The organism is Microbulbifer sp. NBRC 101763 (assembly GCF_040371615.1).
Taxonomy (GTDB): domain Bacteria; phylum Pseudomonadota; class Gammaproteobacteria; order Pseudomonadales; family Cellvibrionaceae; genus Microbulbifer; species Microbulbifer variabilis.
This window is the reverse complement of sequence record NZ_BAABQV010000005.1, coordinates 447,467-472,865: the sequence shown is the minus strand read 5'-3', so window position 1 is coordinate 472,865 and position 25,399 is coordinate 447,467. Positions and strand designations below refer to the sequence as shown.

The 25,399-nt window shown below is 43.4% G+C and carries 23 protein-coding genes, 2 tRNA genes and 1 pseudogene; 17 read left to right on the top strand and 9 right to left on the bottom strand.

Going from position 1 to position 25,399, the window contains the following annotated elements; all coding sequences use genetic code 11:
- Positions 1-4: 4 nt before the first annotated feature.
- The 4 genes from ABWV76_RS14935 (at position 5) to ABWV76_RS14920 (ending at position 1,908) form a co-directional block, all read left to right on the top strand.
- Entirely contained in the window at positions 5-199 is a 195-nt protein-coding gene (locus ABWV76_RS14935) for a S24/S26 family peptidase (protein ID WP_353376425.1), read from the top strand.
- Between the two features lie 371 nt (positions 200-570).
- Positions 571-1,323, top strand: a complete 753-nt coding sequence (locus ABWV76_RS14930) for a hypothetical protein (RefSeq protein WP_020411233.1) — start codon at positions 571-573, stop codon at positions 1,321-1,323.
- A 119-nt stretch (positions 1,324-1,442) separates the two neighbouring features.
- Complete coding sequence (locus ABWV76_RS14925) at positions 1,443-1,679, top strand: D-Ala-D-Ala carboxypeptidase family metallohydrolase (RefSeq protein WP_353376424.1); 237 nt, start codon at positions 1,443-1,445, stop codon at positions 1,677-1,679.
- A 100-nt stretch (positions 1,680-1,779) separates the two neighbouring features.
- A complete protein-coding gene (locus tag ABWV76_RS14920) occupies positions 1,780-1,908 on the top strand; it encodes a hypothetical protein (RefSeq protein ID WP_020411232.1) in 129 nt (42 codons plus the stop codon).
- Positions 1,909-2,219: 311 nt separating this feature from the next.
- Here ABWV76_RS14920 and ABWV76_RS14915 read toward each other — a convergent pair whose 3' ends face one another.
- Positions 2,220-2,900 (bottom strand): hypothetical protein, encoded by a 681-nt coding sequence (locus tag ABWV76_RS14915; protein ID WP_353376423.1) that lies wholly within the window; start codon positions 2,898-2,900, stop codon positions 2,220-2,222.
- A gap of 349 nt (positions 2,901-3,249) precedes the next feature.
- Here ABWV76_RS14915 and ABWV76_RS14910 point away from each other — a divergent pair, with 349 nt between their 5' ends.
- A complete protein-coding gene (locus tag ABWV76_RS14910; RefSeq protein WP_353376422.1) occupies positions 3,250-3,630 on the top strand; it encodes a hypothetical protein in 381 nt (126 codons plus the stop codon).
- Between the two features lie 393 nt (positions 3,631-4,023).
- Here the strand turns inward: ABWV76_RS14910 and ABWV76_RS14905 are convergent, their stop codons facing one another.
- Entirely contained in the window at positions 4,024-4,332 is a 309-nt protein-coding gene (locus ABWV76_RS14905; protein WP_353376421.1) for a hypothetical protein, read from the bottom strand.
- Positions 4,333-4,787: 455 nt separating this feature from the next.
- On the opposite strand from ABWV76_RS14905, the gene ABWV76_RS14900 reads away from it, so the two are divergent.
- The 5 genes and pseudogenes from ABWV76_RS14900 to ABWV76_RS14880 all read left to right on the top strand — a co-directional run.
- A complete protein-coding gene (locus tag ABWV76_RS14900) occupies positions 4,788-5,660 on the top strand; it encodes an RbmA family biofilm matrix protein (protein ID WP_245556637.1) in 873 nt (290 codons plus the stop codon).
- A 488-nt stretch (positions 5,661-6,148) separates the two neighbouring features.
- Positions 6,149-6,571, top strand: coding sequence for a hypothetical protein (locus tag ABWV76_RS14895; protein ID WP_353376420.1), 423 nt, complete (start codon positions 6,149-6,151; stop codon positions 6,569-6,571).
- A 79-nt stretch (positions 6,572-6,650) separates the two neighbouring features.
- Positions 6,651-6,800, top strand: coding sequence for a transposase (locus tag ABWV76_RS14890; protein WP_020411064.1), 150 nt, complete (start codon positions 6,651-6,653; stop codon positions 6,798-6,800).
- Between the two features lie 24 nt (positions 6,801-6,824).
- Positions 6,825-7,016, top strand: a complete 192-nt coding sequence (locus ABWV76_RS14885; protein WP_353376419.1) for a hypothetical protein — start codon at positions 6,825-6,827, stop codon at positions 7,014-7,016.
- A gap of 139 nt (positions 7,017-7,155) precedes the next feature.
- A pseudogene (locus tag ABWV76_RS14880) lies at positions 7,156-7,470 on the top strand (IS3 family transposase); the annotation flags it as partial.
- Between the two features lie 115 nt (positions 7,471-7,585).
- Here the strand turns inward: ABWV76_RS14880 and ABWV76_RS14875 are convergent.
- The 3 genes from ABWV76_RS14875 to ABWV76_RS14865 all read right to left on the bottom strand — a co-directional run bounded on the left by ABWV76_RS14875 (position 7,586) and on the right by ABWV76_RS14865 (position 10,255).
- Complete coding sequence (locus tag ABWV76_RS14875) at positions 7,586-7,915, bottom strand: hypothetical protein (protein WP_282953242.1); 330 nt, start codon at positions 7,913-7,915, stop codon at positions 7,586-7,588.
- Positions 7,916-7,969: 54 nt separating this feature from the next.
- Positions 7,970-8,305 (bottom strand): hypothetical protein, encoded by a 336-nt coding sequence (locus ABWV76_RS14870; protein ID WP_353376418.1) that lies wholly within the window; start codon positions 8,303-8,305, stop codon positions 7,970-7,972.
- Positions 8,306-9,931: 1,626 nt separating this feature from the next.
- Positions 9,932-10,255, bottom strand: a complete 324-nt coding sequence (locus ABWV76_RS14865; protein ID WP_353376417.1) for a hypothetical protein — start codon at positions 10,253-10,255, stop codon at positions 9,932-9,934.
- A 1,965-nt stretch (positions 10,256-12,220) separates the two neighbouring features.
- Between ABWV76_RS14865 and ABWV76_RS14860 the strand changes: the two genes are divergently transcribed.
- Positions 12,221-12,616 (top strand): universal stress protein, encoded by a 396-nt coding sequence (locus ABWV76_RS14860; protein WP_020413128.1) that lies wholly within the window; start codon positions 12,221-12,223, stop codon positions 12,614-12,616.
- Positions 12,617-12,919: 303 nt separating this feature from the next.
- Here the strand turns inward: ABWV76_RS14860 and nhaA are convergent, their stop codons facing one another.
- The 3 genes from nhaA to ABWV76_RS14845 all read right to left on the bottom strand — a co-directional run bounded on the left by nhaA (position 12,920) and on the right by ABWV76_RS14845 (position 16,307).
- Entirely contained in the window at positions 12,920-14,362 is a 1,443-nt protein-coding gene (gene nhaA / locus ABWV76_RS14855; protein ID WP_020413127.1) for a Na+/H+ antiporter NhaA, read from the bottom strand.
- 632 nt (positions 14,363-14,994) lie between these two features.
- Positions 14,995-15,336 (bottom strand): DUF805 domain-containing protein, encoded by a 342-nt coding sequence (locus ABWV76_RS14850; RefSeq protein WP_353376416.1) that lies wholly within the window; start codon positions 15,334-15,336, stop codon positions 14,995-14,997.
- Between the two features lie 392 nt (positions 15,337-15,728).
- Complete coding sequence (locus tag ABWV76_RS14845; protein WP_353376415.1) at positions 15,729-16,307, bottom strand: DJ-1/PfpI family protein; 579 nt, start codon at positions 16,305-16,307, stop codon at positions 15,729-15,731.
- 350 nt (positions 16,308-16,657) lie between these two features.
- Here ABWV76_RS14845 and cysC point away from each other — a divergent pair, with 350 nt between their 5' ends.
- The 6 genes from cysC (at position 16,658) to ABWV76_RS14815 (ending at position 23,144) form a co-directional block, all read left to right on the top strand.
- On the top strand, positions 16,658-17,287 hold the full coding sequence (gene cysC, locus ABWV76_RS14840; RefSeq protein ID WP_353376414.1) for an adenylyl-sulfate kinase: 630 nt from the start codon (positions 16,658-16,660) through the stop codon (positions 17,285-17,287).
- Between the two features lie 219 nt (positions 17,288-17,506).
- Positions 17,507-19,876, top strand: a complete 2,370-nt coding sequence (locus ABWV76_RS14835; RefSeq protein WP_353376412.1) for a DUF6351 family protein — start codon at positions 17,507-17,509, stop codon at positions 19,874-19,876.
- A gap of 98 nt (positions 19,877-19,974) precedes the next feature.
- Positions 19,975-20,050 (top strand) — tRNA-Val (locus tag ABWV76_RS14830).
- A gap of 27 nt (positions 20,051-20,077) precedes the next feature.
- Positions 20,078-20,154: transfer RNA gene (locus ABWV76_RS14825), tRNA-Asp, on the top strand.
- An 879-nt stretch (positions 20,155-21,033) separates the two neighbouring features.
- Positions 21,034-22,023: a 1-aminocyclopropane-1-carboxylate deaminase/D-cysteine desulfhydrase gene (locus tag ABWV76_RS14820; RefSeq protein ID WP_353376411.1), complete on the top strand. Its 990-nt coding sequence runs from the start codon at positions 21,034-21,036 to the stop codon at positions 22,021-22,023.
- A 245-nt stretch (positions 22,024-22,268) separates the two neighbouring features.
- Entirely contained in the window at positions 22,269-23,144 is an 876-nt protein-coding gene (locus tag ABWV76_RS14815) for an NAD(+) kinase (protein ID WP_026305068.1), read from the top strand.
- Positions 23,145-23,680: 536 nt separating this feature from the next.
- Here ABWV76_RS14815 and ABWV76_RS14810 read toward each other — a convergent pair.
- On the bottom strand, positions 23,681-25,369 hold the full coding sequence (locus ABWV76_RS14810; protein WP_353376409.1) for a BatD family protein: 1,689 nt from the start codon (positions 25,367-25,369) through the stop codon (positions 23,681-23,683).
- Positions 25,370-25,399 lie beyond the last annotated feature (30 nt).

Genomic DNA, 25,399 nt, shown 5'->3' with positions numbered 1-25,399 from the left:
TTAGATGGACGATAGCCATTTTCGTGCTGCTGACGGATCTTTGGCACGAGTAGAAGGAAACGTTTTGGTAGTGGTATTTGATGGGCAGCTGGCAAGCAAAATCTTGGATAGAGGGCGAGGACACTTGTTGTCTGCAAATGAGAAATACCCACCAATTCCCATCTGGGAGGGCCAGGAGCTGATAGTTGAGGGGGGGTAAGGCATCAAATCCACCTGAAAAAATGATGTCTTAATTTCTATGTCTGTACTTGTTCTCTATAGCTAAATGGTAGCGAAAGTGGACTAAATCTAATCTGGAATATCTTAGTCATTCACTCTAATAAGATTGACTCTAGGGACTTTGCGCCTAAAGGGCACTTCAGTAAAGCCTCCTTCAGGTCTGCCCCGGCATCAGTGCTTTCTGAGCTGGGAACTAAGTAAGCACTTTTCACGGTTGGCGTGTCACCAAATGGCAATCTGGGTGTTGCCAATTTAAATGTATAGTTATTGAATGATGGGTCACGGTATAAACACTGAATATGTGTGTTGCCGAGATGTATATTTAGATAATAAAAATAGAAAGTGGTGAATATGGCAGGATTGTCTGATATTAGAAGTGGGCGAGAATATGAGCTTACTGAAATTGTAAAGCAGAGGCACTTTGTGTATGAGGGGGGAGTGTCTGTTCTTTCAGAAATTAAAAACCTTCATGGTTTCTCTGTAACTATAAAAACAGGAAGTATTTCAGGATCAAGGGGGCAGTATGTATCAGCTATCAGTGATGCCTTTAAGATACTTTCTTCATTTGATTTTCATAAAGGTCTTAATAAGAAGATCATAATATATCTTAGTGATCATAAAATGGTAAAAAATATTGCCTTCATGAACGGTGAAAATATCACTATTTTTCTAGGATCAAGAATCAAGAATCATATGTCGGCAGCTAAGCCAAGCAAAAAACCTCCAATTGTTTCAGTTAAAGGTGGAGTTACCGCTGGAGTGGGGCGTGCTCGTGGTATTGCGGACTATATGTATGATGTTACTTCTCGACAGCTTTTCAAAAACCCTAAAGAATCTGCGATGATAAAAACGGTTGTGATACATGAAATGGGACATGCATTGCATGAACATTTTCATCCTGAAATTTTTTGGGACTTGAAGAGAGAGTCGACAGCTCAAGCTTATAACTCTTGTGGATGGATAAATGCATCTTTTGATGTAAGCCAATATGCGACCACGAATGCTCTTGAATTTGTGGCGGAAACTTTTACTGGTATGGCTCTCGGAGAAAAATATGGCAAGATTGTAGCGAACGCCTACTCAGCGCTTGGAGGGCCGCAATAATCTTTGGCTAGTTAAATATCCCTATAATCTCAAGGCCCGCTCAATGCGGGCTTTTTTGTGTCTGAAAAATCCTGAGGCCCCATGTTCCAAAACGGCTACATTACAGTGTCGGAATCAGATTGTCGTTGTTGTGGAGATATCATTTTAAAGATGAAACGCTAAAGCGCCTGATTGGAGTCAGGAAGCGTTTTGGTAAGCCAATGATTATCAACTCCGGTTATCGCTGCCCAGCACATAACGCTTGGTTAAACGCCACCATGACCCATATCACTGGGCAGGCTGTTGATGTTCAAGTGGCCTTGGGTCTAGCTTACCGGTTGATTCAAATCGCCCAGGGGAAGGCTTCACTGGTATAGGGGTAAAGCAAAAGGGACAGTTTAAAAGGCGACTTCTTCACCTGGATGACCATGAGGCAATAACTGGCGAGCTAACCCGACTAACTGTCTGGAGCTACTGATGGCTTTAGCCCCACTAACGGCAATTCTTGAAACCGGCTCATTGGCTATTGAGCGTATATGGCCTGACCCGGTTAAACGTACTGAGAAAGTGCGGAAGCTGGAGGAACTCAAGCTAAAGGGCAGCTAGAGGTCGACAAAGCTGGAGTCCAGCACAAAAGCGTATTTGTCGCTGGCCGGCATCCCTGGATTGGCTGGGTTGGGGCTTGGCTCTCGCTTATCAGTTTGTTTTATATCCATTGCTCTGTTGGGGCTGGGCTATCTACAGCGCTAAGGGCTCAATACGTACTGGGGTGACTCGACCGCCAGTGCTAGAAACTGGTGGGCTGTTCTCAATGATAACGGCCATGCTCGGGATAGGTGCCATGCGTTCATATCACAAAACGCATGGTACTCAGACGGACAAACCATAAATAGTGATTTTTAAGGGTTGTCAGTTAATCAAGCTTCACTTTTTGGTTTATAGTTTTGCCAGATATCAGGGTATCTTTCCCAAGGAGGGGCTTCAGGACTGAACGCGCTATCAGGGTTAGCGGTATCTCGATACCAAAACTGTATTCGTTTCATGAAATCTGCGTCATTCCTGTTTCTAAAGATAAATCTTATTTCTGCATATGTAATAACACGGTTTTTTAAACCTTCACCGAAGTCATACTGATACATTGTTTTTCTTTCAAATGGAAATTTTGCTTCTACCATACCTTCTCCCTGTCCGGGTTTGGTAATTACGGCATTCCAATCCATATCATAGTCAATTGCAAAATGTATGAAGTGATGGTGTTTTACTAAGAATTCGATTCCAGCTTTGCTCTTTCTTCTGAACCTTTTGTTGTCTACAGATTCCTCCCCTGTTTGGGGTGGCTCTATACTGGAATCATCTGATACAACACATTTATATTTCTCTTTACTACGACAGAAATTATTAAAGTCTTCATTTAAGTAATGACAATCGTGTACAGCAGTACCGGTTAGTAATTGGTCAAGCCATGCGACCGTATTGTTACTGGCAAAACCCTGCATGGTTCTTTGCGTTAGCTGCTGAATTAGCCTCGCTCTACTTCCCGAAAATCCATAAAAAAAGTCTCCGGAACAGTATCTTCTCCATGGCTCGCTGAATGGCATAGTAATTCTCCTATGTAAAGCAAAACTAAGTGGCAATAGTAGGCTTTCTCTCTTACTTCCCAAACCTAGCTCTAACATGAGGAATGTACTTGGATATTGCTTAGTTGATTTTATGAATTGGACATAAATTTTTAGAGTTTGGCCATTTGTTTTAGAACGAGAGCTGCCGGAAATTTCGACATCTGAAGGCCTGCAATTGAGGCCCTCTTTGATCCCAAAACAAGCCTTATATCGATCAGATTTTGTTAAAAATTAATTCTACCTGGTAAAGCCTATGACCCAAGCAGCAGAATATTGACACCTTAGTAAAAACATATCGATTACCCAAATAACCAGAATTATCTTATTGGTGGCTGGTTTATTCATATGGGGCTCTGATGTTGAGAAAGGTATAACTGCAAATCCTCAGGCAATAGAACATGAACCAGCCATGCTCGCCCTGGAGCAAAAATATATAGCTGAATTCAAAGTTGAAATCAGAACCCGACTCCAGCGCATTGATAGCAAGTTGGAGTGTTTGATTGAGAGAGGGAGAATAGTAGCAAGGCGAATCAGTTATAGGGAGGAATTCGCTGAGAAGACTGAGAAGCTCTGCAAGCTGGGTCTGACTGACAAAGAGTTAGGCGAATTCTTCGAGGTAACAGAGCAAACAATCAACAATTGGAAGAATAAGCATTCCGAATTTTTTGAGTCCATAAAAAGGGGAAAAATTTGGCAGATTCTAACGTGACGGAGAGTCTCTTTCGAAGGGCCTGCGGCTATAGCCATGAAGCTGTAAAGATAATGCAGCACAACGGCAACCCCATTGTTCAGGAATATACTGAGCATTATCCACCAGATACAACTGCTTGCTTAGCCTGGCTTCATAACCGGCAAAGAGAAAAGCGGCAACGAAACCCTGACCAAGCCAGTGACGGTGCCTACATGCCACCGACAAATTCGTATTCGAGGTCAAGGATGCAAGAACGCGGGAGGGAAATGAGAGCGGCTTTTAATGTTCCGCAAGGTCAGTTTTTAAACCTGCCGCATAAGTGCAGTGCTTACGTCGCAGGTTCCGGGTCTGGAAAGATCTGGGTTGGCTGTTCAGGGCAGCTAGCTCACTTCACGGCGTGCATAAATCTGATTAAGCAAAGGAATAGATAATGTCCAGCTTTCCCCAATAACCGTACAAAATCTTCAGGCTTGGCAATTCGCCTACACCATCGGCGACGGCCCCAGTGCCGGCACTATTGTGCGCGAAACGGTAACTCTGTCCATCTAGCTCGTCAATAGCGATGCTCAAGCGGATGCAGTGCTTAAATGCACCATTGCCGTTATTGATGATCAGAACAATGTACAGACCGATGGTGCCGGTGATCTGATGTTCAGCATTTATGTAACCACCAAAACTCTGCAGACCGATGCAGGCCAGCCGGTATATGTTGCCGATCATGTAGCAGGCCAGGTATTTGACTGCATTGTCGAAGTGGCAAATCGTCTGGCTGTATATAGTTCAATTGCAGCTATGGCTATCTGAGTGGGTGATTAAAAGCATCGTTTTACCGGGGATACGGTTAGCGAATTAGCCGAGATGGTTACACAATTGTTATCCGCGTTAAATAATACTTAATGGAATAACTGATTAATTAGTAGGTTTTCTTTATTTTTGTTTTATTTGGTACGGTTAAAGAGGAAAAAATTTTGGATGGGTATGAAAGGGTGAAATACAATGCTTCCGACAGTATTAGTCCAGTAAACCTATAAAAGTAATTTTTCGCAGATTGGAGCTACCAAGACATACGGAAAATATAGGTTGTCAAGGAACAGGTATTGATTTATCAGCATTTGGTCCTAAAAAACTGTCCGAAATATTGTCGTACCTTATAATGTATGTAATGGATTGTAATTTTGAAAAAACTAAATAAGAACAGTTCTTTGCAAAGGACTGTATTTAAAAATTCCATCGCTGGCTTCACTTTAATCTGCACATCGACATTAGTTCAGGCAGAAGCGATTAGTACAAAAATAGACCTGGGTGAGCCGTTTCCATTTAAAATGGAAGATGGAATTGAATACGAGGTTAAATTAGATGTTGGCTATCAATTCGATAGTATTGAAAAAATTTGTATCAACACGGAAGTTAAAGATGGAGATGCAAGCGCAGCATTTTTCAGAGTAGAAAGTGAACCAGCAGGACCTTTCACTATGCCTATCTCTCAAGCGTATGCGCAGCCACTCCTTTATTTTATCGATGCTCCAACTCCGGAAAACCCCAATCCTGTCAAGCAGATGGTAAACATTAGCTTCTGTGAAGGTGAAACTAGCATTTTGGCGAAAAATTTTCTTGATGGAGAAGGTAAATTTACATTCAATGTGTCCGGTGGTTATGTGGAGTTCTGGGATTTTGAGCTGGTTATAGAGGGTGATGTCTCTGCCACTCAGTTGGCGATTGTGCTTGATGAACCTGCCGGATTTTCAGTTCCTTCCTATGGAGGAAGAGTCAATTATGATGCAAGTATTCGTAATTTAGACTCTTCACAATCGTTGGTGACACTTGAGCAATGGAGTGTGCTCAAATTTCCTGACGGCGATAATTATCCCATTCATAAATCACGGGATGTCGTGCTGAATTATTCTGAGGCAAAGGACTACACTCGAAATTATTTAAACATACCTGCTTGGTTTGAGGCTGGAGATTATGAGCTGACTTGGTATGTAACTGACCCAAATACCGGGGTTCGGGTGAAAGACAGCCTGCATTTCACAAAAAGTGCTGACTAAGTTTTAAACCGCTGGCAGGCTGGGGCGCCCTTGTGTCCCAGCCTTCCCTTCCGGCCGTCGTATTCAGTGGTGGAATGGCCGTATCGCCGGTACGAAGGACCAAACTATGGAGCCATAGCTGACATCGACAGAAAGACCCTCCTCTAATTTATTGATTTAATTATGGGTAAAATGTGTTCAAGAGCGGGGAGTTGAACCAGCCGATTTTAGTCAATGGCTCACTATCTCTGGTTACTATTTAGACAAAGATATATAACCTGCTGTAAATAATTGATGAGACTGCTTCAGTTGTTTCCTGTCAAACTAAGTCTGATGGGTTACCCTATGCTGAGACAAGAGATACTAGGCCGTCATGCCCGACCTGAAAGAAAGAGCTGACTTTTATCGCCCAAATTCACAGTGAAGCAAAACAACAGCTCTTCGTTTTCTATTATTGCAATGAATGCTTTCCATGGGAGCTTGGCGATGAAGAAAAGGGGTAATGGTTAGTGAAGCTGTACAATGAATCTTTAATTAACGAAATAACTAGAACTAAGAATGATGAGTTCGCGCCCACACCCTGTAAGGTAAAATATTCATCTGTTGAGGTTCTCCCTGACCGGGAAGGACTTGATTCTGCCTCCGAAGAAGTAAGTGATTTATATTGCAAGATCAATTACGATTCGTCTTGGGGAGAGTATGAAGAAGCTGTAGAGAGAGCCGGTTGCCTAAATGACTATGCGACGCTTTTAGGCGGTTACCCTCGCTTCGTTCAAGGTTTCTGTATTGAGTGTAACTCAGAGATGATATTTTACGCTCAAGTGGATGCTGAAGATGAAGCGAGTATCAGGTGGAAATACGTTAGACTGGTTTATTTCTTTAGATGTCCAGAGCATAAAAATCAATTCCAGCTGGAGCTACGATGCCAATAATGGCTAACAAGCGCAACTGCTCGGACTGTGATCTTGCCCCGTTTTAACGGACACCAAAGTCAAATAGACGAGGTGTCTTATGCCAAAATATAACAAACCTAGAAAGACTTGGCAGTATTCAAACGAATTCAAAGTGAAAGCGGTAATGCTTAGCTTGATAGAGGGCATTCAAGTTAAGGAAGTGGCTAAAACTCTCGACATTCACCCTTTCATGCTGTCACGATGGTGAAAAGCGTTTCAGGAAGGGAAGATTTTGGCAGATAAGCGAAGAAAGCTTACTGATGTAGTCTCTAGAAAAGAAAAGGAACTTTCTAGGGTAAAGCGTTTGGAGGCGGAGAATCGTAAATTAAAGCAGGAGCTTGATTTGCTAAAAAAGTGGCAACGGTTTCTTGCGGAGGAACATCAGCAAGATATCGATTTATCCAGAGGTTTGGATCAGAACTAGGTATCAAAAGAACTTGTCAGTGGCTAGGAGTATCGCGCAGTGGCTATTATGATTGGCTGAAGAGGCCGCGATCGCACCGAAAACACCAAGATGATGATCTAAAGGTTCAGATTCAAAAGATTAGGATGACTCTGCAGGGCGCTATGGTAGTCCAAGAATTTGGAAAGCCCTGCTGACCAAGGGCTATGAAGTTAGCCGTAAGCTCGTAGCCCGGCTGATGCAGGAATTAGGAGTCGTAGCCAGAGTTACGAGAGTGACACGTAGGGCACCAGGCATAAAGCGTTTCCTAGCCTCTGGGGAGAACCTTAGATCGGAAGGAGCTGTGCCTAAAAGCAAGAATCAAGTTTGGGTTCCTGACATAACTTACCTTAAGGTTAAGGGTCTTCTTCTTGGGAATAGAGGCGTTCAATTCCCCCTTCTGTCGAAGCCCCTGAATGTGCCAGTGCTGATGTGAACATTATAATAATTGAAGGTAATATTATAGATATTTTCATATTTTCTCCTATTTATTTTGGTTGACCGTGAGAGGTAGCTAATGAAGTCAATAACCAAAAGTTGTCCTAGTTAATCTATGGCCGTAATGTCATTGATGCTACTCTTGCATGTCCCTCTGAGTCGCAACCGGCAACCCAGGTATCAATTCCTTTTCCTGTGGCCAATGCTGTTAACGCCATGGAAACCATTGTTTCATAACCTGGCTGTGTGCAAGATAAATTAACAATTCGAGGGTTGGAGCAGCTGTCAGGGTTTTTGTGATCAGTTTTGAACGTAATCTCGAAGCCTTTATTCTCCGATGAGCACTCCCTTTGCTGTATCATTTCAATATCCCGAATTCCGCTCCAGCCATTTGCTAAGGTTTCCATTGATAGGAAAAGGCTAAATAAAATAATCTTTCTCATCAGTGTTTCTCCATTTGTTAGTTTTGATAACGTATTTTCAAATATTTTTCGGGGCTATTTTTTAATGTAGAGCGTCTGTATTATTGGGTTGTTTAACAGGCACTCTGCTGAGCTTGAATCATCGTATCCTATATTGATTGTTTTTGAGCTAGCAAAAGCAGTTAATGCAGCTGAATACACTTCTTTAGCAGTGAAGCTGCTGGCAAGAGAAATTCTTACTTGTGAGCTTCCACTGCATGGGGTATCAGAAATGCTTGGATAAACGCCTATATAGACAGTTTTCGTAGATTCACTTATGCCTATACCTGTTATTTCAATATCCTGAGAAGCTGATAAAGAACTCATAGATATCCCGCTAATCATAAAACTAAAAACTAATTTTTTTAACATGTTCAGATTCCTAAATGTATACAATTTGAGATTACACGTGTGCCGCGCTGTTAAGCAGAAAAGTAGCCCTGACCTAATCTGGGGCTGCTTGATTTTAACTGTCTGCTATGCGCAGCTTATGATACCAATTAACCCAATGGTAATTTCATCATTCCCAATTGTTAATCCATTCAATTTCATGTGCATTTGAAGATATATCGCTTGATTCTTTAACATTTACACTTACTTTTTTCCTGAAGCTTGTGCAGATAATATTGTAGATAAAACCCTTGGGTAAGAAGCTTTTGAATTTTTAAGGTAGGTATACATAACCCCGCTACAATCTCCCTGATAATTTACGTGTGTACGTAATGTATTTACAAAAGCACTACCATTATCGCGAGTTGCTTGCACTGTGATACCTTTTACATCGATGTAGCCACATTCTAAATATGCATATGATTGTGTAAAGAGAGCTGAAAGGGTTGTCATTATTGAAATAATAAAAAATTTCTTTTTAAACGTTATAAATACTTTAAATTAGCTATCGATGATGATTTTTTATGCTGGCATAGATAACTGAAAGATAGATATATCTATTTGTAAATATAGCGCCCCTGGGATCGCGGGCAGCTACAGCTGCCATCTAATACTATTTCTGGTACAGCCTAACAGCTCTAATCATACAATGTGTCTTTCCTTCCGAAGCATACCATTCATTGCTTTTATAGACCTGAAGCTTTACTGGAGTTTTAGAATGAAAGGCACTCAAAAGTAGCGATGTTAATTCCATACGGTTAATGGAGTCTTTAGCAACGAACCCACCTTCTGGACACTCTTCAAACCCCGTGTCAACGGCGACGACTAGCTCAGCCTGGTGAGTGTATGTTCGTATTTCAGTAACTTCTGCACTAGTCGACATAAGGCAGCCATATTTGCAGAGAGGGTCGTCGCCATCTCCATACGCTAGTATATTGCTTGAGCCTAATAGAAAAGACAAAGCTCCGATTGAGCTACCAACTAGTTTCATCATACCTCTATTTACCCTCGATTTATAATTAGACACACATAAACCCCTGAATATGGACGGCAGAAGTATAACGTGAATAAGCTCGTGAAGGCTATCTAGCGAAAGGGGTTTTAAGTAGGTTTCTTTTGATTTTAAAGAAGTAATATCCATGGTTAGTGGAAGACCCTTACCGGCTTCGTCATAGTAATCTGTATGACTTAATATGCAGACAGCTGATTAAGGGTGGGGGTTGCTTAAGGTATCAATCAGCCCTATATGTACGTCACTGTATTTTGGGTCAATAAATATACAGGGTTGTTTGTCTATGCCGGGAGGTCCTAAGAGTATCTTATTAATCAACCTTAAACTTTCAGTTATTGGAAGATGGGGTATGGATGATTAAATTTTGAGTTAAGTGGTGCTTATATGTACAGCTTGTTTGTGTGCTAAAAAATAGAACTCTCACCAAGTGCAGAGTGAAACACTTTGATAATATAGCATTTTGGGCAAAAAAGTGCTTAAAAATTAGCTGAAACCTCGCAGTAATCATAAGCTAAATATAGGCTTTTTGAAGAGGCGTACCCTGAATTTACTTAAAATGGTGAATATTTATAACCTCCCACCTTTTTTAGTGCAACCTAATGGCTGCTAATTCTTTCGTAGAGAATAGCTCCAGAAAAAAGGTTTACCTTCAGCTCAAATCTTTGGTAGTTTTTATAGGCTTTAATGGCCCAGTGGTCATCCATAAACTCTATGTCTATTGGTGTATAATCATGCTGCTCTAAAATGGTAATTATAGAGGATAGTGGTAGGGCATTGTTAGGCAGCTTACTGTTATAGAGGTTGTTTGAATGTAGAGGCCGAGCAGCCAAAGCCTCCGATGGGGAGGGCTTATTAGCAGTAGCAAAATTAGAAACCATCGCAGTGATTATAATCAGTAAAAATATATTACTATTTTTCATCGAATGATACTTCCTATTGATAAAATTTTATAGCTGCTAACAAATGGATAGCATACTTTCTACCAACTTTCAATCTTTATGGTTGAGATTTATATGTAAACTTAAAAGCTATTTGTGATTTGGACAAGTGGAAGTAGTTGTTAGTTCGAAATATTTCCATTAATTAAAAGCCTGTGCCGGTCTGCTAGATTCTGGCTTGGTTACCTGAGACTCCGATGCAGAGTTGTGAATAGGTGCAAATAATCAGGCAATTATATGAGAAACAGATATGTAGGGGATTGAACAACTGCACATAGCTGTAATCAAAAGTAGATTTTACTTCGACTTTACTATATTCATCTTAAGCCAAGATAATTGATCAATAAGTTGAATTGGGTGGTTCCTTTTTTGATCTTGAGCCATCTATGGCGGTATGCACTTAATCTGATTTTTTGGATATTTCTAAGTCTATCTTCCAAATTGACATGCTAACTGGCCAAGCTTGCTCTTGTGGAAGCTATCTAAACATATTTTTACATTATTCATCTGGCTTGGATAATTGATGATATCGGGGGTGGGATCCTGAGTTTTTTCCAAAATTTAGGAAGTCTGCACTATTTTGGGGTGAGCGAATCATGCTTACAGAAAGATGGTGTAACGTTTAATTTTTAATGGTAAAACGAAATTAAGAGTGTTTAAAATGTCAATGAGTTTGATCTGAATTTAGCGAACGACTGTTAGATTGACGGCACAGAGAGCCTGTCGAGATGTTTGGGTTTGGGGTTGATACTGAGATGGCAGGTGAGGGGATAAAAGCTGTGAGGGATCTTGGTTAAAAATTGCTCACAAATCTTAGTGTTTTGATTTAGGTGAGAGCAGGTGGTGGCAAAAAGCTTGAATTTTATAGAAGTGAGTGTTTCGATGTTTTCGAAACCGGAAGGCAGGAAGAGCGAAGGTTAATCTAAAATATTTACTTTCCCTGGATATTTTCGATTTAGGCATGATAAACATATCAGCTGTTGATTGTATTTCTTTGTATAGATATGGGTTTTATGCCACTTCCCTTCTGAGGTCTATCTCTAACATCACTGGCAGCTTTAACTTTTGATCCATGAAGCCTGATTGCCAATGGTTGTTGTAAAATCAGCGGGCCATATTCATAGAAGTCTGTATGGGTGAGAGTACACTTTGCAATATAGATACGCAGTGGTAGGTGGTTTTATTAGTATTTTGGTGCTGTTGGCTCCCGGTCTAGGAGGTATATTTTCTCGCGGTTTGCGGCTCATTAATTACGCCGAGATGCCTAAAGCTATAAGCTGCCTTTAGGTTTAAATTTACTTTCTTTAAGGTCGCAAGTCTATATACTATGCCTCTCGATATAACCTTGATGATGTACGGCATCTTAATCGGGTCTTATCTATATCAGGCTTTATGAAGTCAGCACTCTCGGCTTATCTGATTTCATATTTGTGAATAGAGGGCCTAGTTAAGAGTGGAAAACTCCTAGGCTAGGCATAAGTTATCTTGACGATAAATACTTCTCTGCTTGGCTTTTGCGTTCAATAGTAATGCTGTAAGCTCTAATTGTAATTGCTTCATCCAACTTACCCTTCTCTATATTGCTAAAAACTCAGTTTTTTAGCAGGGAGTAACTTTTTGTTATTGCTCTAATTTTAACAAGCTTATACTGTTTTAAGCCTACATGATATTCTTGGTTCAGGATAGTAAAAGTTTCATAGGGGTTTTAGTTTCGAGGTGAATGTCCAAGCAGCGATGATTTTATTGCTGAAGTCGTTTTATTGTTTTTTGGCTAATTAACTCGTGATTTTGATCTAATGATGATAAATTCTACATGATTTCCAAGGGGGTTATAGAGGGAGGGGCGGTCAAATTTTGACTGGTTAATGTACTGGTAATTTTGATTTTGTGGTTTTGTTTAGGTGTTTTTTCCATGAAGAGCATTAATATACCATAGGAGATTAAAAGATGTATAAGAGCATTCTATGTGCTATAGAGGCATCACATGAAGGCAGGCTTGTTCTTTCAAAAGCGGTAGAGCTTTCGAAGAAATTTGAAAGTAAATTGTTTGTTCTAAATGTGTTGCCTTATGGCTTCTTGCCGAGGGATTATCAGAAGGAGTTAAAGGAGAGTGCTCTGCCGAAATTTGAAGATATCGTATCCGATTTTGGTATTTCCAAAAAGAACAGGGCTCTTAAGGTAGGAAAACCTTACGAAATCATATGTAAGGAATCTGTGAAGAGGAAGGTAGATTTAATCGTGCTGGGTACTCATTCCAAGAAAGGGTTGAGTTCTATTATTGGATCTACGGCAAATGGTATAGTGAATCATGCGCATTGTGATGTAACTTTAGTCAGAATTTAACTTCCTGGAGCTAGAGAAATACTGTGCGTATAGCTTTGTCGGGGTTTAATCTATTGGTTTAGCTTGGCCTTACGTAGAAAGGTTTTGGGCAGGTTTGCAAAATCTGAATGCTACTATGCAAGCAGCGATGCTGGTTTTATGGTTAAACCTTGCTAAGTGGTGATCTCGATCATTAACTTCAGCGTGCGCTTGTTATCATGGTTAATTATTACAGAACGTAGAATTGAAAGGCCGAGTAACAAGAATTTACTCGGCCAAAGGGGTGCTTGATTCAGTTTTTCTAGGTTGCGCTAAAGCTAATGTTTACTGGGATAAAGATTGAGTTGGATAATCGAAGTCGTCGCCTTGAGCCTCTTCATCATCATCAGTGGTAGTGGTCGCAGGAGCATTGCGTAATACTAGAAAGCCCGCAGTTCCAGCTATTACAGAGGCTAGTAGAATGCCAGCTTTGGCCTGAATTAGTAGCTCATACTGGGAGCTAAACGCAAGCTCGGCGATAAAGATTGACATGGTAAAGCCGATACCTGCGAGCAATGCCACACCGATTATATGTTGAAAATTAGCTGCCTTGGGTAATCTCCCCCATCCTAACTTCCAGCCAATCCAGGTTGCGCCCACAATACCCACGAGCTTACCAAAGACCAAGCCTCCTATAACTCCAAGAGTCACTGGGTTAAAAACTGCCGCTGAGCTACTAAAGCTATCGAATGGGATGCCAGCATTAGCGAGGGCGAATATTGGGATTACAAGAAAGCCAACAGGGATATGTAAACGGGTTTCCATACGCTGCAGGGGGGATTGGGCGAGGCTCACGCCATTACCCAGGGCCATAACACGTGCGCGTAGTGCATCGTTGGCAATAATCTTGTCACCTGGGCGGAAGCAGCGGTCAAAGCTGCGGATAATATCCTTTACAAATGTGCTAAAAGCAACAGGATCATATTTTGGCTTGGCAGGTAATGCCATAGCGGTAATGACGCCTGCAAGCGTGGCATGAACGCCTGCTAAGTAAAGTCCATACCACAATAGTATCCCAAGGAATACGTAGGCTGATGATCGACGTACGCCGGCAGCGTTAAGAAGCCCCATTATTACAATTAGGCTTCCAGATGCGATTAGAGCTATAACGTTCACCTGCTCGGTATACCAGATGGCGATCACGAGGATTGCGCCGAGGTCATCAACAATAGCTAGGGCAACCAGGAAAGTGACCACTGCACGGGGAACTCTGTTCCCTAGTAACGCAATGCATCCTACTGCGAAAGCAATATCAGTAGCCATGGGGATACCCCATCCACGCCCTGCCTCTCCGCCAATATTAAAAGAGGTATAAACTAAAGCAGGTACTAGCATGCCGCCGATAGCCGCCATTACAGGCAATACAGCTTGACGCAGGTCGGAGAGCTCTCCTACAAGAAATTCACGTTTAAGCTCCAGCCCTACTAGAAAAAAGAAGATGGCCATCAGGCCGTCATTGATCCAGTGGTGTAAAGACAGAGAAAGCTCCCAATCACCTGTACCTAAGCTGATAGGCATATGTAGTAGGTGTTTATAGGTATCTTGAAGAGGGGAGTTAGCGATAATAAGCGCTGCCAGTGCTGATAGCATTAGCAAAATCCCACTACTGCTTTGGCGATGGATGAACTCTTCAAATGGAGTAACCAAGCGGCCAAATGCTTCTTCCAGCGGTGCCTCAAAAACCTTTCCCTTGCGAATCTTGAACCTATCTAAAACGCTCTTTGCCATTGGCTAATACCCCCTTTCTCAAAGCCAAACCCCATGAATTGTAGGGTTTTTCAATTACCTATAGGAGTCAGAGGTTAGCACGACCCCGATATCTTTAACCAGATTAACGGGGCTTTATTGCACTTGTTTGCTTGAAAGACATATTGCATGTAAAAACAGGATTGCTCTAATTTCCAACGACGTGGATAGGCGGCTTAAGGCTGATTACGAGTTTCTCTATGGGAGCCTTAAAGAGCCCATACATAATGCAGGGCTTAAGAGATTAGAGCTGTATTAACTCCGGTTTGGCGGTGTTGTCCTTGTGATAAGTGGTTAATTGATTACGGATGGTTTGGATTCCAATTAAATATCCAGTGGGAGGCGGCAGGGGTGGGTTGGAAAATAGATGAATGTTAGAAGGGGCCGCTTTTGGTTTATAGTCCACCATACCTCACAGGCTATTTTGTTAGTTCAAGGCATTGCAAGATGCTCAAGAGGGATTCGAGTCTGCATAGCTATATCGAGGATATGCAAAATTCTATAACTTTTAAGAAATTTAATGGTTTTTGTAAAGGCTAGGCCTAGAGTGAGAGGAATGATGTGGCCGATTTGAGTCTAGGCCACATCAATAATTTAACTTGCCTACATGTCAATTATGCAAATTTTGGGCTGATGCCCCATTTATTCTCCTCTGTACTATCAAGTACTAGAAAAATAATTAGAACTATTCCGCCAATAAGTGGTATCAGACTCAAAAGCTGCCACCAACCACTTCTACCAGTGTCATGTAGGCGGCGTGCAGTGATGCTGATAGTTGGGACTAGCATTGCAAGGGCAAATAAGATTGCAAGGAACCCGATACCAAGCACAACATCTAGTATGCTTATACCGATGGAAAGTACAAAATAAATCAGGGTAAACATCCAAAATTCAGTGCGACGGGCACGTCCAGAGAAGTCTGCATATTTACTAAGCGCATCTAGGAAGTACTTCATTTTATTCCTTCGTTGGTAATAGATTATTTAATTTTTTGGGTGACTCAAAAGGCAATTCTTTTCCTCACCTGTAGCCGAAATTTGACTATATAAGGCTTCAGGTTTCTAACTGGAAGCTACCGTAATTTGAGGTGCCCTGCTGGGGGCTGGCTCAACATGTTGTGGCTTAGAGTGCCTTCGATCAGGCTCGGAATAGTAATTACATTTCAGCTAGAATCAATGGGTCGAGCCACACACGCTGTTACAGGGTTCGTGTTGGATGTGATGATTTCTATAAAAGCTCGAGAGTAGCTCGATCTTTTTATCGGGCAGCGATGGCCAGTCAGCAGGAGATAAGATAAGAGGCTTTCTCTAGCATTAACAAAGATACTTAAAATGGGTTTGCCTAGGTGTTAGCTGGGAGACTCACTCTTTAGAGCTGTCCGAATATCACGAAGCCAAGCGTATAACCCTGGCCATTCTGTGCCCATCACGAAATTCTTGTTAACAAGCGTCTCATCAAAACTCAACTTTTTCCAGTGTGCTCCTGCTAAGCTTGCCTCAGCCTGGCATACAGGGTGACCAGTTACTGGTAGGTCTTTCATTAGGCCCGTGGCGAGTAGAATCTGGAGTCCGCGACAGATTGTCGCTACGACTTTCTGGGATTCTGCAAAAGCTATTACTAGTGATTTGACGAGTGGATCGTTTCTCAAGGTTTCGCAGGCGCGACCTCCGGGAAGTATGATAGCATCGTAGTCATTCGCATCTACCCCATTTAATGCTCTATCAACCATAAATCGGTGCCCCTCCCACTCTGTAACCGCTTGATAGCGATCGTTGAAGTCGTGGATGCATGTAGTGATGTATTGGCCGTCAACTTTGCCAGGGCTAGTGGTTTTCACTTCATGTCCAAGCATCTTCAGGCAATGGAATGGAACTGCCAGTTCATAATCTTCAGTAAAATCACCGCATAATATGATGATTTGCCCCATCTTGGACCTCTCCCCATAGCTTATGGATACTGCGACCTTATATTAGGTGGGTGAAGTCTAGCTGAGTTGGTGGCTGAGCCTGGGAGAGTAATTTTGGGGCTATCCAATGGAGTTGGGGAATTTCTCCCTTTCTAAGTAGTCGTTTTTTCCTTTTTTTTGGCTTTTAGGGCAATTTAGTTCGTCATTTATTATTCACTGGATGAACCTCCGCCCCCAAAATAGCTATAAGCAATCCCTTTACGTCATCCCCTTGAATCCTTGATAATTGGCGCCCAAACTTCCCCGCTAGTTGGTACTTGGTGCTAATGGTGGGGTGCATAGGAATGGTATGTGAAATCTTGGAGTGATCGGTGACTACTACAGTTGAACGCAAAGCGACCAATGTTCATTGGCATGAGGGTGAAGTGACTAGGGAGAAAAGGGCGGAAATCCTTGGTCATAAAGGCGCGACCCTTTGGTTCACTGGTTTGTCTGGTTCTGGCAAGAGCACTGTGGCAGTTGCTGTAGAAAGGGCTCTGGCCGCTAGGGGCGTGCTAAGTTATCGCTTGGACGGGGACAATATTCGCCTGGGTATCAACTCCAACCTTGGCTTCTCTGCTGAAGATCGACAGGAGAACATCCGTCGGGTAGGTGAGATCTCCAAGCTTTTTGCAGATACCGGGGTTGTGGTATTGAGTAGCTTTATTAGTCCATACCGTGATGATCGTGACATGGTCAGAAAAATACACGAATCTGGCGATCTTCCTTACCTAGAAGTTTTTGTGGATTGCCCTCTTGAAGAGGCTGAGTCGCGGGACCCGAAAGGGTTATACAAAAAGGCTAGAGCCGGAGAGATCAAAGGTTTCACAGGCATTGATGATCCCTATGAGGCCCCGCTCTCCCCTGAATTACACCTAAACACTGCTGAAATGACTCTTGAACAAGAAGTGGAGATAATTATCTCTACATTGCAGGAGAAAGGCGTCATCACTAAAGGCTAATTTATTTCCTTAAGTTCGTCTTGAGAGGGGGCCATAGCGCCTCCTTTTTAACTTTCAATAAGTACTTGATTTGACTTTCCATAGATAAGATATCTGCTTCCGGCTACTGATACTTTGGCCCTAGATGTCCTCACCGGCGCCAACTAGCGGCTGCCTTGCTTATCCCTTCATATAATCAACCTGTACCAGATACAGAAGTTGACGGCTGTGGAGGCGTTTATGTCGACAAGGGGAGCATGGTTTCTCTCAGTTTTTTTCTTGTTCTTGCTGGCTGTGTTGGGAGCAGTTGCGTGGGTTGCGTATGAGAAGCTGCCAAAAGTACATGGAAAAGTAGATGCTCCTGTACTGGGGGTGCCTAGTGGCGCACTAAATTATGACCCTACACCTGCATATACTGGTCCTCATCCGAGGATGATGTCTCGCCCGCCAGAATACTTTCCATTTCCGATCTCGATAGGTGAAGTTGGCCCTGTGGAGACCCTGTTTACCGGTCCATCCAAGTATCCATTCTTTTGCGGTAGAAATGCCATTACGAATAAACAGCCGTTGGTCGATAACCAGGTGAAAGAGGGGGTACCTGTTTTTACGCTGAATGAGGCAGGCGAAAAAACAAAGGAAGTTATTGGGTATAGTCGCGACTGTAGTCATGCAACTGAGGTTACCTATTTCTATCGCAGTACAACTGATGGAAAGTTTCGCTATCTGTTTGAGGCGCGAAATGATATTGATAAAGTGACTGTAAATGGGCGCCAAGTGGATTTCATTATACGCGTAGAGACAGGCACTATTAATCGGCATTTCTATGCGATTGCTGCTTTGCGGGGGGATGGGGAAACTGCAGAGGCACCTAATGGCAGCAATTGGAACCGGCGGTTGATTTATCAATTTAGGGGAGGTGTCGGTATTGGGGGGCGCCAAGGTAACCTCAATAAAGGCGATGTAACCAGGCGGCGAGTGGATCAGTTGGCGCGTGGATATGCAATTGTTTATTCGACAGCAAACCAAACCCGCAACCACTACAATATGTGGCTGGCGGAGGATACAGCGCGTCGATTAAAGAAGCAGTTCGAAGCCCTTTATGGCGAGCCAATGTATACAGTGGGTATAGGTGGATCGGGGGGGGCTATCCAGCAGTACTTGTTTGCCCAAAATGCCCCTGGTTTATTGGATGCTGCAATCCCTCTCTACTCGTATCCGGATATGGTCACTCAGACTATCTACGCATTCGATTGTGAGCCGCTGGAATACTTCTTTGATGTGCAGGATGCCGATAATCCTCGCTGGAAGAGTGTAGAGGAGCGTTCAATTCTTCAGGGGCTCGCTGCGAACCCTGAAGTGAATAGTCGCTTCCACATGATCAACGTTGCAGCTTCTTTATTTGATAGCCGCTATAGGAACCGAGCTCGAGGGGCAACGGAGTGTGTGGAAGGGTGGCGAGGGCTAGTGCCCTTGGTTAATAACCCTAACTTTGTACATTTTTTTAAGAGTTTTTCTACCTCTGTTGTAGATAATGTCCACTGGACTCATTGGGAGAACCTGCGTCAATTCTATGGCGCTGGAGAGAATGGTTATGCCAATAGTACTTGGGATAATGAAGGTGTTCAGTATGGTTTAAAGGCACTGGTAAATGGGGATATAAGCATCGATACCTTTTTAAAGGTGAATGCATCTATTGGAGGGTGGAAGGCACAGGAAAACCAGAGTGATGAAAAGTTGTGGTTTCTAAACGGAGGCTTATTGCCAGTGAAGCTATCTGTTTGGAGCGAGCAAAATTTAAACTTGGGTACAATTGCAAAGCCGGCAAAACGGAGCCGCGCAAGTATGGAGGCGATTAATGGGATCTACCGGTCGGGCCATGTTTTTCTAGGAGATGTTGAGATTCCGATAGTGGATATGCGCCACTATCTGGATAAAGAGCCCGATATGCACCATAGCTCAGCTTCTTTTTCTGCACGTGAGCGTATTCGCCGTGCTCGGGGTCATGCAGACAACCACTTGATCTGGGTGAGTCACAAGGACCACAACCCAGTGGATGAAGCGCTCGATATAGTTGATCGCTGGATGCAGAACATTATTAATAATCCTTCGAAGGGTGTGGTAGGCAATCGGCCTGAAGGTGCCAACGACCGCTGCTTTGACCGGGAGGGCAATGTGCTAGCGGCTGGCCCTGAAGTTTGGAATGGTGAATGGAACGGCTTGGCTTCCGGGAAATGTATGCGCGAGTACCCGATTCATAGCACTTCCAGGCAGGTGGCCGGTGCACCGATTACTGATGATATTTTCAAGTGTGCATTACAGCCTGTAGAGAGAGCCTTGGCAAAAGGCGTATATGGTCCTCACACGGAAGAAATTACTGGACGAATTGATGATTTGCTGCGCATTTTTCCTACTGGGGTGTGTAACTTCAATGAGCAGGATTTGGCGCGTCCTAAGGAGCAGTTAATTCCAATGGAAATCCCTGTGAAGATAGCTGGTCACTTGATTGATCCCGACTATCGGCAGGGCAAAATTATGCAGGAGGTGAGTGTGGATGAGGTGGATGTGATGGCTGCACCGGTTTCTGCTCCCTCTGAAGAGGCCCAAGATTAGTAACTCTTACTTTTGGCGCGAAAATTGTTGACAATAAATTCCAATCCGGTAATATGCGCCTCGCTCAAGGGGGCAAGGCCCTTAAAGAAAAGAGCACCGGGTGGTTAGCTCAGTTGGGAGAGCGACGGCCTTACAAGCCGTAGGTCACAGGTTCGACCCCTGTACCACCCACCAACTTCTTTCTAAGAAGTTTACTACCGAGGACCGGTAGTTCAGTTGGTTAGAATGCCGGCCTGTCACGCCGGAGGTCGCGGGTTCGAGTCCCGTCCGGTCCGCCAGATTAAAAAAAGGCCCGCACGAAAGTGCGGGCCTTTTTTGTGGCTGTTTAGGCTGGGGAAACATTTCTGTGGTCGCCGATATTGAATAATTTTCGACCTTCAGCTGTTAATATACTCACAAGTCATATCGGTTATGTGGCAAGCTTCTGAGTTTCTTGCTCTGCCTATAAAGGCCTGAGTTCTAGTTAAATACCGCCCGCTAGCCGGAAGTATCATACCTGCCGACAATCTTCACCCCCATCCCTTCTTAGGTAGATTGTTCCTTCAGGGGGCTTTGAGGTGTATGGTTATGGATATATAGTCATTTTACTGTCAGTTCAGTAATTTAAGGTGGGTTCATATTCCTTGTTGATTTGAGGTGACTACAGAATTGGACCTGGTGCAAGATAGGGGCTGCAGGTCAGTCTCCCCCGGAAGTAGGTTTATGCGGAAGTCGCATTGCGAGGCTAGCTGTCGTTACTGCACCACATGAACCTGGCTGAAGCTTTTGCATTTTGTAGTTATTTTTATGTATTCCGACAATTGTTTGGCACGGCATCTGCTCGAAAAATTATTGTATGATCTACTGCATCTAGATTGAAGCCGCTTTTTGGATATGGTGATATTGGCCCACTCGTACCGAAGCCTTTTTCAGTTGAAATGCAGGCTATAGGCTGACTTGGTTATGATGTGGTGACTTGTCCTTTAGTACACCTCAATTTCTTTTGGATTAATTGTCGCCTCATGGTTTTAAAAACATTGATGTGTGCCTAATTAGAATATTGATGTTTTGGTTTAAATTGGTAAAGGGGAAATGCTCTTGGCAGAGCGGATAATAAGTTTAATGTATCTGATAGGTGCCCCCCAAATAGGCATAATAGTTTTTTATAAGGTTTGTCCATGATGCCCCATTTTTTAGACCGACTAGATCTTCAGGTATTTACTGATGCAGCTTTTCGAATTCCATACCAGCAGGTTAGAGGCGGCTTGTTTCCTGGTTTGGATGTTTGGGTCAGGCGTGACGATTTGATCGATCCACTAATATCAGGAAATAAGGCTTATAAACTTATCCATAATTTGATTGAGGCCAGAAGTCAAAGGGCTGAGACAATTGTTACATGCGGCGGGGCTTGGTCAAACCATATACACTCAGTTGCAGCCTCTGGAGCTCGCTTTGGCTTTAATACTATAGGTATTATTCGCGGTGAAAGGTCGCCGGTGCTTAGTGCTACTTTACGGGATGCTGAACGCCTTGGAATGAAATTAATTTTTGTAACAAGAGCGCAGTATCGACGACGCTATGAATCGGGCTTTATAGAGGAGTTGGGGCTTGAAAATCAAGGCGTCTACTTTGTACCTGAGGGGGGCTCTAATCTGGCTGGCGTGCGAGGTACTCAATTATTGGGACGTGTAATAGAGTGCACGGCGCCAGTAGATTTTGATCAAGTTTGGGTAGCCTGTGGGACTGGAGCTACCTTTGCTGGGCTTAGTTCAAGTATTCAGAGATCGTCTGTTGTTGGGGTTGAGGTTTTAAAAGCAGGGGAGAGTGTTCGGAAAAGCGCGCAACATTGGCTTGCTGTGCTTGGCCAATCTTCAGAGATTAACAAGAGTATCCAGGCTGGAGTGCAAGTGCCTCACCTCTTGTCTAATGAAAGAATGGGGTGTTTGTTGGGGGGATATCATGGAGGAGGCTATGGGAAGCTCTCAGCGGAATTAAGAGAGTTACAACGTATGCTCGAAGATCACTCTGGGGTCCCGATTGAGTCTGTTTATATTGTGAAGTTATTTAATGCCCTTCAAAAGATTAATAATAGTGGAAATATCTCTCATGGGGAGCGTGTTCTTATAGTTCATTCCGGGGGCCTTCAGGGAAGGCGCGGTTATGAATAGGAGTTGCTCAAATATTAGGTGAGGTGACGTAGTGAACCTCTTAAATCTAAAAGGTTGTCGGGAAAGTGTGCGTCGTAGTCTATGATGACTTTGTGCTTTCTCCTGACTTCTGCAAGTTCGACTGAAAAGTTAGTCTCCGGCATAATGGGGGTTTGGGCTCTCGGGGTTTCACCTAGCCAGTTAGTATCGACTGAGCGGGTATTCAGCTGGCTGTTGAGGGGTACTAAATATGTATAGGGGGAATGGTGACTGAGTTTCAAAATATAGGTCTAATTGGTCGTACAGAAAGTGAGAGTGCAGTTATATCACTCGAGCGCTTAATGTCATTCCTTCAAAAAGAAGGTTATTCAATAGTTCTGGAAACTAATACGGCAGAGGCGCTATCAGGGCACAATGTGAGAGTGTCTTCCAAGGAGCGGCTTGGCGAATTGTGTGATTTAGTTATTGTTGTTGGTGGTGACGGAAGTCTTCTTGGGGCAGCGAGGGCGCTTGCTAAGTATAGTGTTCCGCTATTGGGGGTTAATCGGGGACGTTTAGGTTTCTTAACAGATATTATGCCAGGCCAGGTTGAAGAAAAGGTTGGGGAGGTGTTGTCTGGGAAGTATATGGCTGAGAGTCGATTTTTATTAGATATGTCTGTCACGAGAGCCGGAAAGCAAGTTGGCAAGGGGGCTGCTCTCAATGATGTGGTGCTCCATCCGGGTGAGTTTATTCGGATGATTGAATTTGATTTGTATATTGATGGTCAGTTCGTATATACACAGAGATCGGATGGTTTAATCGTTTCCACTCCAACAGGCTCAACAGCCTATGCGCTTTCTGGTGGGGGGCCTATTATGCACCCTAAGCTAGATGCAATTGTCCTGGTGCCTCTTAATCCTCATACCCTAAGCAGTCGTCCTATAGTTGTGGAAGGTAGCAGTGAGTTTAAACTCATAATTGGTGAACATAATATTGCTAAGCCATATGTCACTTGTGATGGACATGATCAGGTTATTACGCGGCCTGGAGATGTAATTAGAATTCATAAAAAGCCACATCGATTAACATTGATTCATCCTTTAGATCATAATTTTTATGAGATTTGTCGCTCTAAATTAAATTGGCAAAAAACTAGTTAGCGTGTATTTAAGCTGCGGGTCTAGAACTCTAATTTATTTATAGTTATAGAGTTAGAAGGTTTTCAGCTAGGTAGGGTGATGGGCTATAGATTTTTAAGATTTGCACCAATGGAAAGTTATCCCGAGGTTCTGTTTGTTGCGGCCTGGGCAACTTCTCAGTGGTAAGCTTTTTAATATGGATGCTATGATTCGTATGGTCTGTCCTGTATTTTTTCAGTTAATTAGATTTCCCTGATTGGGATTTATCTCTGTACTCCAAAAAATTATTGAAAATGCCACAGGAAAAGAGGTGCACTTTTAACAAAAGTTCTTTTTGTTGGTGCTTAGATAGGTCACTCTAAACGTTAAGGTCAAGAGTGTGTTTAGGGGCGTCCGCACCAGTGGTGAGATTTTATAGTGGTTTGATTCTTTGTTGCTTGATGTTATGAGTAGATAAACTTCCTTTATCAAAAAAATATTAAGTGATAATAGTAGAGCTCACCCCTCTTTTTGGAGGGGTGTATGTTTGCAGTCTTTTTTGTGGGCGCAGGTATTACTTAGGTAAATAATTTCGGTAAAGATTCTTCTTCTGTGCTTTCCGAAAAAGGCAATTGCTTTTCCAGCAACCGTTCCACCAAAACTTTGACTTTCTGTTGATTCAACGGCCGTGGCTGTTCTTGATATATAGCTGCGCTTAAGAGTCCATGAAGCTCTTCAAGCTCTTCAAAAGCTAATTGTTGGGTACTTTCTGTGAGGTTGCTGCCTCTTAGCTGGGGCCAGCGTACATGAATCCAATCTAAAAGAGCTTTTTGGATGTATGACGGTGTTCCACTATCCACAGCCCTCCTTAGAGCTGATTCTCGCTGTGCCGCCGTATTCCTCGGAGTTTGGTAGCTGTTTGGCCTGTGGCTGTTCCTGCTGTTCCAGCGAGTTCGGTAAAAATAGATAACCCACAGTAAGTGTGATGCGATTGCCGCTATAGCCAAGTTGCGCCAAAAGTAGTCCTGGATTTCTAGGCTTGTAGTGTTAGAGGCCGGGGAGGGTAATTGACCAGGTTCTTGATTTTGCGGTGAGGTTGCTGCTGTACCACTGACATTAAAACGAAAAGCTGGTAACTGAGTGGCCCGCTGTTTTTTACTCTTGGTGTCCCACCAAGTAACAGTAATAGCGGGGAGTTGGTAGTCACCAGGCTGGGTGGCAACGATTGCAGTGGTTTCTATACGGCTGCCGGTTACTCCATTTGGGCCAACCTGGTCCTCTTGTTGGGGTTGGTCTGGATAAGTCTTAAGCCCTTCTACGTCAAGCTTGGGCAATGGTGGGAGTTGGGCGGCTCTCAGACCTTCAGCGCGAATAGTGAGGATGCGAGTGATAGGCTCGCCGACAGTAAATGTATCTGGGTCCTGACTCCAACTCTGCACGATCCCCAGGCTCGCAGCTGGTAGCCAGTCAATTCCGCTATAACTATCCGGCTTCGGAAGCACTTCTATTGTTTTCGCTTGTGAGCGCAGGCGTAGGCGTTGGCTATTTCGATTAAACAGAGAGAAGGGATCTCTGCGCCCAGCAATGGCTACATAAGTCAGAGCAGGGATGGAGAGTTGACCGGAGCTATCTGGGAAGACCGCATAAGTAAGCTCGTATACCGCATGGCTAATACCATCCAGCTTGCGCTCATAGCGCTGTTCATCAACTTTTTCTACGTGAGCACCGGCAACCTGGAGTGGCTCTGTGGCTATATCGTGTAAGCCAATAGTGGTGTACAGGCGTACTTTGACCAGTATCTGTTCTTGTACATAGGCTTTATCTTTATCCAGCTCAATTTCCAAAAATGCCTTGCGGTTGGCGCCATCAGGAGTATTGCCTGCTTCACTAACCGTGACTGGAATCGCATCTGATACTTGGCCTTTGTAGTGGAAAGATGGTATGAACAGTTTTCCTTCACGCTTGGGCGCGAGTGTAAGCGTCCACTCTACAAAGCTTTCTGCGCGGCCATTTATTACCCGGTATTGATTGGATTGCTGTCTGGAGAGGATATCGAAATCCTGCTCAAGTTGCTCAAGGTCAGGTTGCCCGCCGTTTTCATCGCCGGAGTAGCGCACACGTAAGTTGACAGTTTCATCGATGCCTATTTTATTCCTGTCGACAGTGGCCGTTAGGTCACTGGCGAAACTAAGGTTGCTGCCACCAAGTAACAGCAAAAAAAAGAACAGGTGATAGAGGCCAAGTTGGCTGAATACGCTGTTTATCATTTGCTTTTCGTTTACGTGTACCATTAACTT